This window comes from Falsiroseomonas sp. (assembly GCF_041690465.1).
GTDB lineage: Bacteria > Pseudomonadota > Alphaproteobacteria > Acetobacterales > Acetobacteraceae > Falsiroseomonas.
Genome location: NZ_JAWLHG010000008.1, coordinates 104,891 through 120,265 on the forward strand (window position 1 = coordinate 104,891; position 15,375 = coordinate 120,265).

Consider the following 15,375-nt stretch of genomic DNA (forward strand, 5'->3'; position numbering starts at 1 on the left):
GCTCCCTCCCGAGCAAGGCGGGGGGCGGGCCGCGCAGGGTGGCCTGATCGGCGGTCAGCCCCGGTGGTGGCACGCCACACGATGGCCGGGCCGCGCCTCGCGCAGTTCCGGCACCTCGGTCCGGCAGCGTCCCGTATCCGCGATCGGGCAGCGCGTGTGGAAATGGCAGCCGCTCGGCGGGTTGAGCGGATTGGGCACGTCGCCCTCCAGCCGGATGCGCTGGCGCTTCACCTTGGGATCCGGGATCGGCACGGCAGAAAGCAGCGCCTCTGTGTAGGGATGCAGCGGGGTGGTGTAGAGCTCGCGCGCCGAGGCGATCTCCACGATGCGGCCGAGATACATCACCGCAACCCGGTCACTGATGTGCTCCACCACCGAGAGATCGTGCGCGATGAAGAGATAGGTGAGGCCGAACTTCTCCTGCAGGTCCTCCAGCAGGTTCACGACCTGGGCCTGGATGGAGACGTCCAGCGCGCTGACCGGCTCGTCGCAGATGATCAGCTTGGGCGAGACCGCCAGCGCGCGCGCAATGCCGATGCGCTGGCGTTGGCCGCCGCTGAACTCGTGCGGGAAGCGCCGCATCTGGTCGGCGTTCAGGCCGACCGTCTCCAGCAGCTCCGCCACACGCGCCTCGCGCTCGCGCGCGGTCTTCGCCAGCCCGTGGATGATCAGCGCCTCGCCGATGATGGCGCCGACGGTCATGCGCGGGTTCAGCGAGGCGAAGGGGTCCTGGAAGATGATCTGCATGTCGCGCCTGAGCGCGATCATCTGCTGCTCGTCGAGCGCGGTGACGTCCTGCCCCTCGAACCAGACCTGGCCCGAGGTCGGCTCGATCAGTCGCAGGATCAGCCGCCCTGTGGTGGACTTGCCGCAGCCGGATTCGCCGACGAGGCCCAACGTCTCGCCCGGTGCCAGGTCGAAGGAGACGCCGGAGACGGCATGCACCTCGCTCACCGTGCGGCGCAGGATGCCGCCCTTCACCGCGAAGCGCTTGACCAGGTTGTCAACTTGCAGAAGCGGCTGCGTCACGCGATCTCCTCCGCGCGGATGCAGGCGACCTTGTGGCCGGGCGTGATCTCGCGCAGCGCCGGCTCCTCCGCCTCGCAGGCGCCGGTTGCAAAACGGCAGCGCGCGGCGAAGCGACAGCCGGCCGGCGGGTGCAGCAGGCTCGGCACGGTGCCGGGAATCGCCTCCAGCCGGCGATGCTGCGTGGCGGCGAGGTCGAGTCTTGGAATCGAGCGGATGAGGCCCTGCGTGTAGGGGTGCCGCGGCGCCTCGAACAGCGCTTCCACCGGCGCTTCCTCCACCACCTTGCCGGCATACATCACGACCACGCGCTGCGCCGTCTCCGCCACCACGCCCATGGCGTGGGTGATGAGCAGCACGGCCATGCCGAGCCGCTCCTTCATCTCGTTCAGCAGGTCGAGGATCTGCGCCTGGATCGTCACGTCGAGCGCGGTGGTCGGCTCGTCCGCGATCAGCAGCTTCGGGTTGCAGGAGAGCGCCATGGCGATCATCACGCGCTGGCGCATGCCGCCGGAGAACTGGTGCGGGTAGTCGTGCACGCGGCCCTGCGGGTTCGGGATGTTCACCAGCCGCAGCATCTCCGCCGCGCGGTCGAGCGCGGCACGCTTCGACAAGCCCTCATGCTCGCGCACCGCCTCCGCGATCTGCTGGCCGACGGTGTAGACCGGGTTGAGCGAGGTCATCGGTTCCTGGAAGACGAAGCCGATCTCCTTCGCGCGGATGGCGCGCATCTGGTCGGAACCGAGGGGGACGAGATCGCGACCCTGCCAGAGGATCCGCCCGGCCATGATGCGGCCCGGCGGCATGGCGATCAGCTTCAGGATCGTCATCGCGGTGACGGTCTTGCCGCAGCCGGATTCGCCGACAATGGAGACCGTCTCGCCGCGCTCCACGCCGATGTCCACGCCATCCACCGCGCGGACCATGCCGTCGTCGGTGGCGAAGTGGACCTTCAGCCCCTGGATGTCGAGGATGCGGGGCTCCATCACTTGACCCGCCGCGGGTCGAGCGCATCCCGCAGGCCGTCGCCGACGAAGTTGATGCTCAGCACCGTCAGGAAGATCGCGAGCCCCGGGAAGATCGCCCAGTGCGGCGCGAAATCGAGGTTGTCCTTCGCGTCGAACAGCAGCCGCCCCCAGGTCGGGATGTCCGGCGGGAAGCCGAGGCCGAGGAAGGAGAGCGTGCTCTCCGCGATGATCGCCGCCGCCACATCGATGGTCGCCGCGACGATCACCGGGCCGAGCGCGTTCGGCAGGATGTGGCGCAGCACGAGCCGCGCGCGGGAGGCGCCGAGCGCGCGCGCCGCCTCCACGAATTCCTTCTCCCGCAGGGAGAAGAACTGTGCCCGCACCAGCCGCGCCACCTGCATCCAGTTGAAGCCGCCGATCACGGCGACGATGAGGATGAACACGCCGAGCTCCGGGCCGACCACGCCGGTCAGCGCGTCGCGGAACAGGTAGATGATCAGCAGCAGCAGCGGCAGCTGCGGCAGGGAGAGGAACAGGTCCGTCACCCACATCAGCGCGGCATCGAGCTTGCCCCCGCTCATCCCCGCCACGGCGCCGACCAGCACGCCGAAGGTGACCGCCACCGCCATCGCCGCGAAGCCGACGGCCAGCGAGATGCGTCCGCCATAGAGGATGCGCGCCAGCAGGTCCTGGCCGAGATCGTCGGTGCCGAGCGGATGCGCCAGCGATGGCCCCTCGAGCCGCGCCATGAAGTCGATCTCGTCGATCGGCAGACCCCAGACGAGCGGCCCGAACAGCACGGCGATGACCAGGAAGGCCAGGATGACCGCGCTCGCCACCGCAAGCCGATGCTTGCGGAAGCGCCGCCAGGCCTCCTTCCATGGCCCGACACGCGGGCGCGCGGCGAGGGGCGCCGGCCTAGCGGTAGCTGATGCGAGGGTCGAGCCAGCCATACAGCACATCAGCCAGGAGGTTGAAGAAGACGACGAGGCAGGCGAAGACGAAGGTCACCGCCATGATCACCGGCGTGTCGTTGGCCAGCACCGCGCTGATCAGCAGCGAGCCGATGCCGGGGACGCGGAAGATCTGCTCGGTCACGATCGCGCCGCCGAACACCACCGGCATCTGCAGTGCGACCAGCGTGACCACCGGGATCATCGCGTTGCGCACGACATGGCGCATGGTGACCGCGCTTTCGCGGATGCCCTTGGCGCGGGCGGTGGTGACGTGGTCGAGCCGGATCACGTCCAGCACCGCGGAGCGGACGAAGCGTGTCCAGGCCGCGCCCTGGAACAGGCCCAGCACCATCACCGGCATGATGGACTGGCGGAGCTGCTCCCACCACCATCGCCAGCCGCTCGCCTCGATCTCGGTGCGGTACACGAAGGGCAGCCAGTCCAGGTAGATCGAGAACAGCAGGATGAAGAGCAGGCCGGTGAAGAAGGTGGGCAGCGAGAAGCCGACGAAGGCCAGCGTGTTGGCGATCTGGTCGAAGATCGAATAGGGCCGCGTCGCGGCATAGATCCCGACCGGCAGCGCGATGGCCAGCGCCAGGATCTGCGAGGCGCCGATCACCGCGATCGTGGTCGGCAGGCGCTGCAGGATGAGGTCCGCCACGGGACTGCGGCTGACGAAGGAAAACCCCCATTCGCCACGCAGCATCGAGGTCAGCCAGGCAACGTAGCGCTCGTGGATCGGGTCATCCATCCCGAGGCTGGCGCGGAGATTCGCGCGCACCTCGGGCGGGATCGCCGGGTTGGTCGCCAGTTCCTCGAACGGGTCGCCGGGGGCGAGCGCGAGAACGGTGAAGAGGACCACGCTGATCCCGAGCAGGCTCGGGATCGCGATGATCAGGCGACGGATGAGATACTGGGTCACGCGGCGTGGGCTGCGGGAGTCAGCTCTCGCGATACCAGTGGCTGAGCATCCAGAAGTCGTTGTCCCAGGCGGTCAGCACAGGGCGCAGGTTGTTCACGCTGGCGCGCACCCGCGGCCGGCCTACCAGGGGGATGATGTGGTTGCTGCCCACGATCAGGTCGTTCATGCGGATGAACAGCGCTGCGCGCTTCACCGGATCCAGTTCGCCTTCGGCGGCGCGGAAGGCGCGGTCATATTCCTCGTTCTGCCAACGTGTGATATTGCGCCCCTGCCAGCTGTTCGCCTTGGTGGCGACCTCCCAGGAGGTGAACTGGTTCATGAAGCGCTGCGGATCCGCCTGCGGCATCGTCGTCGTGTACATCTGCATGTCGGCGTAGAACTTCGTGTAGGTGTCCGGATTGGCCACGTCGGACGAAAAGAACACCGAGGCCGTCACCGACTTCAGCTCGAGCTCGATGCCGGCGCGCTGCGCCGCCTGCTTGTAGACCGCCTGGCTGCGCTGGCGCGGCGTGTTGACCGAGGTCTGGTAGACGAAGCGCAGCCGCACGCCGTCCTTGGCGCGGATGCCGTCGCGCCCGCGTGCCCAACCGGCACGGTCCAGGATCTCGTTCGCCTTCTGGATGTTGAACTCGAAGCTCGTGTTGGGCGAGCGGAAGCGCGGCGGGTTGTTGAGGAAGTTGCTCGTCGCCGGCCCTCCGCGGCCGTAGATGAACTGCTCGATGGACTTGCGGTCCAGCAGCAGCGACATCGCTTCGCGCACCGCGGGGTCGCGGAAGGCGGGATGCTGCGTGCTGATGTGAGAGCGCTCGCCATCCACCTCGCGGTTCGGATCGGTGACGTTGAGCTGGATCTGCTCGATATCGCTGCCCTCGACGATGTCCACGCGGCCCTTGCCGGCGGCTTCCAGCCGCTTCAGGATCTCGTCCTCCACCTGCAGGTTCCAGGCATAGTCGTAGTCGCCGGTCTGCAGCACCGCCCGCGCGGCGGAGACGGCGTCACCACCGCCCTTCACCTCGATGGTATCGAAATGGGGGTGGTTCGGCAGGTGGTAGTTCGGGTTGATCTCGGCGCGCACCAGGTCGCCCGGCGAGAAGCTCGCGAACTTGTAGGCACTTGTGCCGATGGGGCGCAGGTTGGTCGGCGCGTCGCGCGCATTGCCCCCGGCGTAGTCCTTGAACAGGTGCTTCGGGACGATCATGCCGGTGTTCGCAACGAAGGCGTCGGCCCAGAACGGCGTGGGCTTCTGGAACTCCACCCGCACCGTGTGGTCGTCCACCTTTACGACGTTCACGTCGGTGTAGCTGCCGCTGGTCGTGGCCGCGACGGCCGGGTTTCGCGCGTATTCCCAGTTGAACACGACGTCGTCGGCCGAGAAGTCCTGCCCGTCGTGCCACTTCACGCCGCGCTTAAGCTTCCAGGTGACGGAACGCCCATCCTCGGACAGCCCCTTGTTCTCGACCGAAGGGACCTCGGCGGCGAGGATCGGCACCAGCGTGCCGTCGTTTGCCCAGCCGGCGAGCGGCTCATAGAACAGGCGGCTGCCGTCCTGGTCCTTGGTGCCGACCGCGAAATGCGGGTTCAGCAGCGTCGCGCCCTGCCAGTAGAGGATCTTCAGCGCGCCGCCGCCGCCGCGACGGGTCGGCTTGTATTCCGGCAGGCTCTGCGCGCCCGCCGGCGCCGCGCCGGCGATCGCCAGCAGCTGGGTGGCCATCGGCGCGGTGAGGCCGAAGGCCGCAAGGCGCCGCACGAAGCCGCGCCGCGACAGCGTGCCGCGCTTCACGCGCCCGATCATTTGGCGAAGATCGTCTTCCGTCATCGTTCTTCTCCCCGTTCAAGTCGCATTCGCCGGCCCGATGCGGGGGCCGGCATGGCCGCCTGCATGAAAACTACATGAAGGAGGCGCCCGGCGGCAGTCCTGAATCTTGGCGCTTCCGCCCGGGCGCCCGCCGCCTTACCCCCCGGCGCCGCCCAGTTCCTGCTCCACCACGCTCGCCCAATAGGCGACGCCGAGGGGGATGATCTCGTCGTTGAAATCGAAATGAGGGGTATGCAGGTTGGGCGAGGTCCCGCCCGGCCCGGCGCCGCCGCCGATGAACATGAAGGCGCCGGGGCGGGCCTCCAGTATAAGCGAGAAATCCTCGCCGCCGGTCACCGGCGCGTGCTCCGTCACCTCCGCCTCGCCGACCAGGGCGCGGGCGGCGGCGCGGGCGATCTCCGTCTGCTCGACGTGGTTCACCGTCGCGGGAACGCCGCGGCGGTATTCCACCTCGGCCGTCGCGCCGTGCATGGCGGCGAGGCCGCGCGCGAGCTCGGCGATCCGCCGCTCGAGCAGGTCACGCACCGCGGGCGTATAGCTGCGTGCGGTGCCGGTGATGGTGAGCGTTGCCGGCATCACGTTGGGCGAGATCGGCGAGCCGCCCTCGATCGAGCCGACGCTCAGCACCGCCGCATCCGTGGCCGCGACGTTCCGCCCCACGATGGTCTGCAATGCGAGCACGAAGTGCGCCTGCACCACCGTGATGTCGGTGGCGAGATGCGGGGTGGAGCCGCCATGCCCGCCAGTGCCGTGGAACACCACCTTGAAGCGATCCGCCGCCGCCAGCGCCGGGCCGGGGCGGATGGCGAAGCGGCCGGCCGGGATGGTCGGCTTGTTGTGCAGGCCATAAACCGCGTCGCAGGGGAAACGCTCGAAAAGGCCATCGTCCAGCATCGCCTTGGCGCCGCCGCGGCCTTCCTCGGCGGGCTGGAAGATCAGGTGGACGGTGCCGCCGAAGTCGCGATGCTCCGCGAGATACCGCGCGGCGCCGAGCAGCATGGTGGTGTGCCCGTCATGCCCGCAGGCATGCATGATGCCGGGGTACTTCGAGGCATAGGGGGCGCCCGTCGCTTCCGGGATCTGCAGGGCGTCCATGTCGGCGCGCAGCCCGACGCTGCGATTGCCCGGCCGCGTGCCGCGGATCGTACCGACCACGCCGAAGCGCCCGACGCCCTCCGTCACCTCGATGCCGAGCGCGCGCAGTTCCCGTGCGACGAGGGCGGCGGTACGTGCCTCCTCCATGCCGAGTTCGGGATGGGCGTGGATGTCCTGCCGGATGGCGGCCAGATCCGCCTGCCACGCCGCCGCCTTCCCCACCGCCGGATGGATCATCTGCGCGTCGCCTCCGTCAACTGTTTCGGCCAGCATGAACGGGATCGCCGTGGCGGGGAAGTGGGGCGGCGGGTGCCAAGCCGGGTCGCTCAGCAAAGTCTCTCCCCCCGGCTATCGGCTCTGCGCTAGCCTGCCCCGGCAAGGGGCGGGGGACCGGACAGATGCGCCAGAAGACCTGCACGGCCGATGGAGGCCGACGCCTTCGCCTTGCCCTGCTCGGGGCACTGGCCTTGGCCGCGGCGGGCTGTGTGGGCGGCGCACCGGAGCCCGAGCGCGCAGCGCAGGTGCTGCCGCAGGGCCAGGCATGGGATGCGCGGATGCGCGCCCTCTACCACTTCACGCCACAGGGCTCCCGCATGATCCCCCGCAGCTGGTTCCTGGCGCTGGAGCGGGCGGATGCCGAGGGGCAGCGCTTCGCCGCGCCGGAGAACCTGCGGCGCTATGGCCTGATCTACGCGGCGGACGATGCGGGCACCGGGCTCAACCCCGACCGGCTGCCGATCGGCTTGGCGGTCGAGCAGGATGGCTGGCTCGGCATGACCTGCGCCGCCTGCCACACCAGCGAGGTCGTCGCGCCACGCGGCGTGCGGCTGCGGATCGAGGGCGCGCCGGCGAACTTCGACATCGACCGGTTCGGCGCGGAGCTGGATGCGGCGGTGCAGGCGGCGGCGCGGGAGCCGGCTCGCCTCGCGCGCCTCGCGGCACGCACCGGCGAGCCGATGGAGGCGCTGCGTCCACGCTTCGCCAGCTACGCGGCGCATTCGGCCGAGCTCTGGCGCGTGCAGCGGCCGGCAGTGGAGTCGGGCTTCGGGCGGGTGGATGCGCTCGGGCAGATCATCAACGCGCTGGCCGTGCTGCAGCTCGGCGAACCGGCGAACCACCGCGCCCCGGCGGCGCCGACCAGCTATCCGTTCCTCTGGACCACTTCGCGGCAGGCCTGGGTCCAGTGGGTGCCCATCGCCGCCAGCCCGATTGCGCGCAACACCGGCGAGGTGCTGGGCGTGTTCGGCGAGGCGGATCTGCGCGGCCCGCCGGGGGCGCGCTACGCCTCCACCGTGCGGTTCCGGGACATCCACGCGATCGAGACCTGGCTGCAGTCTCTTGAGCCGCCGCGCTGGCCGGAGGGGCTGCTCGGCGCCATCGACGAGGGACGCTGGCACGAAGGGCGGGCGATCGTCGCGCAGAACTGCCTCGGCTGCCACACCGCGCCGCCGTCCTGGCGAATGACCGATCCTGCGCTGGCGGTGGGCGGGATGCGCTTCATCCAGGCCGGGATCGTGCCGATCACGCGCGTCGGCACCGATGCGACCTACCTCGCATCACTTGGCCAGCGGATGGTCCGCGCCGGCGCGCTGGCGGAGGTGTTCGGCGGGCGGGCGGAGGTGCCGGCGCCGGAATTCTTCGGGAGCGTCGTGGCGCAGGTCACGGCACGCGGACTGCGTGAGCAGAACCTGTGGCCGGAGGAGATGCTGGCCTGGAACGGCTTCCGCTTCACGCCGGGCCAGGGCGGGCGGCCGCCGACGCCGTGGTCTGCCCCGCGTGAGCATTTCGGCGCGATCAAGGCGGGCCCGCTGGTCGGGATCTGGGCGACCGGGCCGTTCCTGCGCAACGGCTCGGTGCCGACGGTCTATGATCTGCTCTCGCCGCCGGCGGAGCGGCCGGCGGTGTTCTGGACCGGCGGGCGAGGGCTGGACACGGAGAGGCTTGGCTTCCGCTCCGAGGAGGCACCAGGCCGCTTCCGGTTCGACACTTCGCTCCCCGGCAACCGGAACATGGGCCATGCCTTTCCAGCGACGCCGCTGACGCCGGCGCAGCGCCTTTCGGTGATCGAATACCTGAAGGACCCGCTCCGCTTCGTCGCCCAATGATCCCGCGGGCGGGCAGGACGTTGCCCGTGCCGGCAGCGCTGCCCGCGCGTGGCAAGGCTCACCCCCAGCCCTGCCGGCGCGCCGGCTGCGGATCGTTTGCCGGCACGGGCTCGGCCTTCGCGGCCGAAGCGGCGCCGGCGGCATCGGTGTCGTCCCCGGTGATCAGGCGCGCGCCGCGCTGGAAGGTCAGGTAGCTCCACAGCCATTCGAAGGAGACGACGACCCGGCTGCGAAAGCCGATCAGGTACCAGACATGGGCGATGCCCCAGAACCACCAGCCGATCAGGCCGGTGAGACGCAGATTGTTCAGCGCCACCACCGCGGAGCGGCGCCCGATCGTCGCCAGGTCGCCGTGGTGGCGATAGGCAAAAGGCGGCGGGGCCGGCCGCCCGAGCGCGCGTGCCGCGATCGCCTGGCCCGCATAGCGCCCCATCTGCTTCGCCGCCGGTGCATTCCCCGGCACCGGGCGGCCCGCCGCATCGGCCACCGCGGCCACGTCGCCCACGGCGAAGACGTCCGGCTGCCCGGGGACCGAGAGATCGGGCTGCACCCGGATGCGCCCGGCGCGGTCGCGCGGTGCCTCGATCCATGCGCCGGCAGTCGAGGCGACCACGCCCGCCGCCCAGACCACCGTGCTCGCCGCGATCCGTTCCTCGCCGCACTGTACGCCGCCCGGGTCGCAGCGGGTGACCCGCGTGCCCGTCAGCACCTGCACGCCCATCCGCTCGAGCGAGCGGAGCGCAACCGTTGACAGGTCCTCGGGGAAGGTCGGCAGCACGCGCGGTCCGGCCTCGATGAGGACCACGCGCGCCATGCGCGGGTCGATGCCGCGGAACTCCCCGGCGATGGTGGCGCGCGCGAGCTCCACCATCGCGCCGGCGAGCTCGACACCGGTCGGCCCGGCGCCGACCACCGCAAAGGTCAGCAGGCGCCGGCGCTCCACCTCGTCGGTGCTGACCTCCGCCCGCTCGAAGGCAAGCAGCAGCCGGCGGCGGATCGCTGTCGCATCCTCGATCGTCTTGAGGCCGGGCGCCACCGCGGCCCATTCGTCATGGCCGAAATAGGAATGGGTGGCACCGGTGGCGAGCACCAGCACGTCATACGGCAGCGCGAGCCCACCCGCGGCATGCACGACCTTCGCCGCCCGGTCGATGCCGGTCGCTTCGGCCATCAGCACGCGCACGTTGCGCTGCCTGCGGAAGATCGCCCGGACCGGCCAGGCGATGTCGCCGGGCGAGAGCGCGGCGGTCGCCACCTGGTAGAGCAGCGGCTGGAACAGGTGGTGGTTGTGCCGGTCCAGCAGCGTGATCTCGGCCGGCGCGCGGGCGAGCGCACGCGCAGCCTCCAGCCCGCCGAAGCCGGCGCCCAGGATGACAACCCGCAGCGGCGTCCCGGGCTTCGGCGCCGCGGCCGCTGGATCCGACCGCAGACCAGGCGTCGGCGTGGCCGTCACCAGGACTTCTGGTTGGTCGTTTCCGCCGCACCTGCGGCAGCCGCCGTCGTCGACCTCGTCTGCGTCATCAGCCCAGCCCCGATCTCCAGCAGGCCGAAGATCAGATGCGGCCAGAAGACGCGGTCGGCGAAGCCGAACAGCCAGGGCGAGACGGCAAGCAGCGCGCCGGCGGCGACGTCGAGGAACAGGTGCACCGGCATCGGGATCATGCGCGCGACGCCGAGCTCGTAGTCCGTCAGGAGAGCGGCGCCGATCAGCGCGGCGCCGACGATCTGCGGGATCCACTGCGCGGCGGTACCGTCCGCGAAGCCGAGGATGTAGGGCGCCACGATCAGCAGCGCGCCCATGAGGTAGTCGATCACGCCATGCGTGCGGGTGGAGATGAAGCGCATCGCAGTCTCCTTGCGGCGCGGAAGAGCGCCTTGGCCGTCCCAACGCGGCGCCGGCCGGTGCCGTTCGCCCGTTGCGCACATGGCGACGGCCTGGTCGGCGAGGCGGAGCCGCCCCATCGGTGAGTACCTTTCGGCCTTCGGCATCGTTCCGCCATTCAAGGCGCCCTGAGCCCGCCGCGCTTCAGCACAGGCAGGGACCTGGAAGGTACCGGCCCCGGCGTCGCCCGCACACCGGCGCGCCCGTTTTCACGACGTGCGGGGATGCTGGAGCATGCGCTTCGCCATGAAGAGACCTCCGCCGGAGAACGCGACGCAGGCGGCATCGGTGGCCCATCGCACGAACCCCTTGCCCGCGAGCGCGAGATCCCCGGCTGCCACCGCCATACCCGCAATGGACATGGCCGGGATCAGGGCGAGCGCGATCATGACCCCCGCCGTGAGCACCGAGCGCCCCGACGCGATGGTCACCGCCCCTGCGGCGCCGGCGACCAGGGCGATCAGCACCGAGGAGGGCTGCACGCTGGACCAGTACTGGACCCAGTGGCGCTCCCCAAGGCTGACCGGCGAGGGATCGATGGCCTGCAGGACGACCAGCGCCAGCGCGGCGCCGATGGCCAGGGCGGCGTAGCCAAGGGCGGTCCCGACCAGGCCCTGCCGTGCGCCATCCCCGCTACGGCCCATCAGCCCGAAAGGAATGCGAATGATCGGCTCGAAGCCCGGGGCGATGACCATCGCGCCGATGACGATGTGCAGCGTGTCCGTCCAGAGCCCGGCGGCGGCCACCGCGCCGGCGAGCAGCATGGTCATGACGTAGTTGCCGCCGACATTGCTCTCCTGGCGGAGTTGATAGGCCATCTCCTGCCAGGCCATCTCGTTGGTTTCGCGGTCCAGCGCCTCCTGGCCGCTCGAGGAGATGATGCTGCGTGGCTCGGTTGTCATGACCGAGCCGTTCTCCTGGCCGATCCCGTGGCGATCGAGCAGGCAGCATAGATCTTCCATGCCGTCGTTGCTCACCCGGACGGTCAGCACGTCGCCCTGCGGCTTCAGCGAGGCCCCGCGTTGCAGGCTCAAGCCGATCACCCCTTCGGCGGCACGGAGTTCGGCGGTCAGCGCCTCCGTCCTGTCCGGCGAGAGCGATATCTCAACGGTCCGTGACATTCCGTGCTCCTCGCTGGCGGGCGCAGCGAGGCTGCTCGCCGGCAAGGACCAAACGGGAAAGACGGCGTGCCGTTACCAGGCAGCCATGGACTCGCGCGCTGCGCCCCCACGGCACCGCTTCGTCATCCGCACCGCGGCCGGGCGGCGCTGACGGCTGAGGACGCGGACGCGGCGGCAGGCGTGCTCCACCGCCCCGAGATCACCCGGCAGCGGGGCGCTTGCCGGGCTTCCTGCGGTCCTGGTCGTCGGGCGCTGCCTCCTCGGGCTGAGGACAGACGGTGACCTGGCCACCACGCGCATGGAACTCGGCGACGAGCCGCGCCGCTTCGTCCTCACTCGGCAGTCCGCCCGCTGCCCGGGCACGGGCAATCTGCGCCGCAATGGTCTGTGCCTGACGGAAGCGCTCCCGGTAGATGTCGGCCCTCGTCGGAGCGGCTGGTGTGGTGTCGCCCGTCTCGGTCGTTGTCGGTTCCTGGTCGCTGTCGCTGCGATTGCTGTTGCTCTGCATCGGTCGGCAGTACCAGCCTATCCCCTGCTCTGCCACCGGCACGGATGTCACCTGACCGTTAGCGCCGCCTGCCGATCCACTCGCGCGGGGCCGCTCAACCAGACGGATCGCTGATCGGCCTTCGCAAGGACGTTCGCGATCCCCGCGCCGGCAGGCTTGCCGCCTCCCGCCTTACGCGTCGGGCGCCTGGGCCAGACCTGCCCCCCGGCATCCCGGACGGAGCCGCATGCCGCGCCAATGCGTCAGGCCTGCACTCCGGCGAGGATCTCGAACGACCTCAGGCGCGCCGCGTGGTCATGGATCTGCGCCGTCACCATCAGCTCGTCGGCGCCTGTGCGAGCGGCGAATTCCTCGATCCCGCGCCTGACCGCCTCCGGCCCGCCGACGACCGAGCACGCCAGCGAATGATCGAGCAAGGCGCGGGCGTGCCGGTCCAGCTGTGCGTCCAGGTCGCTCGCCGGCGGCGGCAGCTTGCCGGGGCGCCCGCGCCGCAGGTTGAGGAACGCCTGCTGCAGCGAGGTGAACAGGTGCCGCGCCTCGGCATCCGTCTCGGCGGCGAAGACGTTCACGCCGAGCATCACGTGAGGCGCCGCAAGCCGCTCCGAAGGGCGGAACCGATCACGGTACATGGCAATGGCGTCCATCATCTGTGCCGGCGCGAAGTGCGACGCAAAGGCGTAGGGCAGGCCGAGATACGCCGCGAGCTGTGCGCCGAAGGTGCTCGAGCCCAGGATCCAGACCTCGACATCCTGCCCCGCACCTGGCACCGCCTGCAGGGCCTGGCCTGGCTCGGCCGGGCGGAAGTAGCCGAGCAGTTCGACGACGTCCTGCGGGAACTCGTCCGCATCCGCGGCCAGGTTCCGCCGCAGCGCGCGTGCCGCGATCTGATCCGTGCCGGGCGCCCGGCCGAGCCCGAGATCGACCCGCCCCGGGTGAAGCGCGGCCAGCGTCCCGAACTGCTCGGCGACGATCAACGGCGCGTGGTTCGGCAACATGATCCCGCCCGCGCCGATGCGGATCCGGTGCGTCCCCGTTGCGACATGCGCGAGCGCGACGGCGGTTGCGGCGCTTGCGATGCCGGTCATGTTGTGATGCTCGGCCATCCAGAAGCGCCGGTAGCCGAGGGCCTCGGCGTGGCGGGCAAGGTCGGCCGAGTTGCGCAGCGCCTGGCCGGCATCGCTGCCTTCGGGGATCGGCGAGAGGTCGAGGATGGAGAGGGGGGTCATGGCAGGCATATGGGCGGCCGCTCGCCCGCCGGAAACCGGTCCGACGGCTGGGCGCGGCCTGGCGGGCCCGGCGAGGCCGCCCCCCTGCGCTGGATTCGCGTCCTACTCCCGCCGCCGTCCGAGGAGCCGCGCCACCACCATCAGCACGACGCCGATCACGACCAGGCCGTAGGTCTCAGGGTTCGATCGGGCAGCCTCGACCGCGGCCATCGGCAGCCACAGCAGCGCATCCCAGCCGAACACCTGCGCAGCGACGCCCAGCGCCACCAGGAGGACCCCCACCGACCAGAGCAGCCTGACAACTGGCCAACCCGTCAGCGGCGCATCCGCGCGCGGCCGGCGCCCGGTGCGGCAAGCGCAGCCCCCCGCTCGGGCCGTGTGCGGGTGACGAGGCCGGCGGCCACGGCGAAGAGGCCGAAGGCCAGATACGGCCAACGGATCCTGTCCGAGAAGCCGAGGAGCCAGGGCGAGGCGGCGAGTGCAGCGCCGCCGGCGATATCCACCGCCAGGTGCTCCCGCATGGTCAGCGCCGGCACCAGGCCGAGTTCGTAGTCGGTCAGGGCGGCGTAGGCCACCGCACCTGCCCCGGCCACCCGACACGTCCGCGCCTCGGCGGAACGAGTCGGAAGCCGCAACAGTCGCGGGGTCAGCAGCAGGGCCAGGCCCCAGGCGTAATCCACGGCGCCATGGAGGCGGGTAGGCACGAAGCGCATCCGGTGCCCCTCTCCCGACGGGCCGCTGCCCGCCGGCTGGCTGATCCATCGTCGGTCGATCCGGCCAACGCGACTGACACGGGCATGTTCCGGCCGTGAGCCCGCTTTCCGGGAACCCGCGTTCCAGCTGGCCACCGGGGAGCGGGCAGTGCCGGAGCCCCCATCCCGGCCTGGGGCCGCGCCGGCACCGCCCGGCGAGACCGAGGCGAACGGCTTCAGCCCCGATCGGCCGTCACCGCGAACAAGGCGTCACCCCGCCGCCCGCGCGATGGCGAGGAAATCCGCCGCCACCAAGCTCGCGCCCCCCACCAGCCCGCCATCCACGTTCGGCAGCGCCAGGATGGCCTTCGCATTGCCCGGCTTCATCGAGCCGCCGTAGAGGATCCGCATCCCCTGCCCCGCCGCGCCGAACCGCGCCGCCAGCCGCTCGCGGATGAAGCCATGGAGGGCGCCGATGTCGGCCTCCGTGGGCGTGCGCCCGGTGCCGATCGCCCAGACCGGCTCATAGGCGATGATGCCGGCTGCGCCGGCGGGGGCGCCCGTCCCGGCGAAGCCGTCCGGCAGGCTCTCCGCCAATTGCCGCGCCACCACCGCCTCGGCCTGGCCGGCCAGGCGCTCCGCCTCGGTCTCGCCGACGCAGACGACCGGCACCAGCCCGGCGGCGGCGGCGGCCTCGGCCTTGGCGCGCACGGCGGCATCGGTCTCGGCATGATCGGTGCGGCGCTCGGAATGGCCGAGGATCACATGGCTCGCCCCGGCATCGCGCAACATCGGCGCCGAGACGTCGCCGGTATGCGCGCCCTTCGCCGCGGCATGGCAGTCCTGCCCGCCGACCGCCACCGCCGAGCCGGCCAGCAGCGAGGCGACGGAGGCGACATGCAGGAAGGTCGGGCAGACCAGCAACTCGGCCGGCAGCCCTGCCGCGCCCTCCCGCACCGCCCCGGCCAGCGCGGCCGCCTCGGCCATGCTGCCATGCATCTTCCAGTTGCCGGCGATCAGCGGTCGCACGCCCGGGGTCATCGAATGCCTCGCATTTC

15 protein-coding genes are annotated in these 15,375 nt (G+C 70.9%); 1 reads left to right on the plus strand and 14 read right to left on the minus strand.

What is annotated here, in order from left to right; translation table 11 throughout:
- Positions 1-54 precede the first annotated feature (54 nt).
- The 6 genes from ACESM1_RS10900 to ACESM1_RS10925 form a co-directional block, all read right to left on the minus strand.
- The gene (locus ACESM1_RS10900; protein ID WP_372619984.1) at positions 55-1,029 is read right to left on the minus strand and encodes an ABC transporter ATP-binding protein; all 975 of its coding nucleotides are present in this window, start codon (positions 1,027-1,029) and stop codon (positions 55-57) included.
- The gene (locus ACESM1_RS10905; RefSeq protein WP_372619986.1) at positions 1,026-2,012 is read right to left on the minus strand and encodes an ABC transporter ATP-binding protein; all 987 of its coding nucleotides are present in this window, start codon (positions 2,010-2,012) and stop codon (positions 1,026-1,028) included. Before ACESM1_RS10905 ends, ACESM1_RS10900 begins: the two co-directional genes overlap by 4 nt.
- Positions 2,012-2,956 (minus strand): ABC transporter permease, encoded by a 945-nt coding sequence (locus tag ACESM1_RS10910; protein ID WP_372619988.1) that lies wholly within the window; start codon positions 2,954-2,956, stop codon positions 2,012-2,014. Before ACESM1_RS10910 ends, ACESM1_RS10905 begins: the two co-directional genes overlap by 1 nt.
- Complete coding sequence (locus ACESM1_RS10915; RefSeq protein WP_372619990.1) at positions 2,913-3,872, minus strand: ABC transporter permease; 960 nt, start codon at positions 3,870-3,872, stop codon at positions 2,913-2,915. The genes ACESM1_RS10910 and ACESM1_RS10915 overlap by 44 nt, the downstream gene beginning before the upstream one ends.
- Before the next feature lie 19 nt (positions 3,873-3,891).
- Positions 3,892-5,688 (minus strand): peptide ABC transporter substrate-binding protein, encoded by a 1,797-nt coding sequence (locus ACESM1_RS10920; RefSeq protein WP_372619991.1) that lies wholly within the window; start codon positions 5,686-5,688, stop codon positions 3,892-3,894.
- 135 nt (positions 5,689-5,823) lie between these two features.
- Complete coding sequence (locus tag ACESM1_RS10925) at positions 5,824-7,020, minus strand: M20 aminoacylase family protein (protein ID WP_372619992.1); 1,197 nt, start codon at positions 7,018-7,020, stop codon at positions 5,824-5,826.
- Between the two features lie 161 nt (positions 7,021-7,181).
- Between ACESM1_RS10925 and ACESM1_RS10930 the strand changes: the two genes are divergently transcribed.
- Positions 7,182-8,888, plus strand: coding sequence for a di-heme-cytochrome C peroxidase (locus ACESM1_RS10930; protein ID WP_372619994.1), 1,707 nt, complete (start codon positions 7,182-7,184; stop codon positions 8,886-8,888).
- A 58-nt stretch (positions 8,889-8,946) separates the two neighbouring features.
- On the opposite strand, the gene ACESM1_RS10935 is transcribed toward ACESM1_RS10930, so the two are convergent.
- The 8 genes from ACESM1_RS10935 to tpiA form a co-directional block, all read right to left on the minus strand.
- Positions 8,947-10,341: an NAD(P)/FAD-dependent oxidoreductase gene (locus tag ACESM1_RS10935; protein WP_372619995.1), complete on the minus strand. Its 1,395-nt coding sequence runs from the start codon at positions 10,339-10,341 to the stop codon at positions 8,947-8,949.
- Positions 10,338-10,733, minus strand: coding sequence for an SPW repeat protein (locus ACESM1_RS10940; RefSeq protein WP_372619997.1), 396 nt, complete (start codon positions 10,731-10,733; stop codon positions 10,338-10,340). Before ACESM1_RS10940 ends, ACESM1_RS10935 begins: the two co-directional genes overlap by 4 nt.
- Positions 10,734-10,979: 246 nt before the next feature.
- A complete protein-coding gene (locus ACESM1_RS10945; protein ID WP_372619999.1) occupies positions 10,980-11,804 on the minus strand; it encodes a DUF389 domain-containing protein in 825 nt (274 codons plus the stop codon).
- Positions 11,805-12,090: 286 nt separating this feature from the next.
- Entirely contained in the window at positions 12,091-12,399 is a 309-nt protein-coding gene (locus ACESM1_RS10950) for a hypothetical protein (RefSeq protein WP_372620000.1), read from the minus strand.
- A 242-nt stretch (positions 12,400-12,641) separates the two neighbouring features.
- Positions 12,642-13,625 (minus strand): LLM class flavin-dependent oxidoreductase, encoded by a 984-nt coding sequence (locus ACESM1_RS10955; protein WP_372620002.1) that lies wholly within the window; start codon positions 13,623-13,625, stop codon positions 12,642-12,644.
- 102 nt (positions 13,626-13,727) lie between these two features.
- Positions 13,728-13,907 carry a hypothetical protein gene (locus ACESM1_RS10960; RefSeq protein WP_372620003.1) on the minus strand — a complete coding sequence of 60 codons (180 nt, stop codon included), beginning with the start codon at positions 13,905-13,907 and terminating at the stop codon, positions 13,728-13,730.
- Positions 13,908-13,939: 32 nt separating this feature from the next.
- Positions 13,940-14,329, minus strand: a complete 390-nt coding sequence (locus tag ACESM1_RS10965; protein ID WP_372620005.1) for a hypothetical protein — start codon at positions 14,327-14,329, stop codon at positions 13,940-13,942.
- Between the two features lie 258 nt (positions 14,330-14,587).
- Positions 14,588-15,346, minus strand: coding sequence for a triose-phosphate isomerase (tpiA, locus tag ACESM1_RS10970; RefSeq protein ID WP_372620097.1), 759 nt, complete (start codon positions 15,344-15,346; stop codon positions 14,588-14,590).
- Positions 15,347-15,375: the final 29 nt, after the last annotated feature.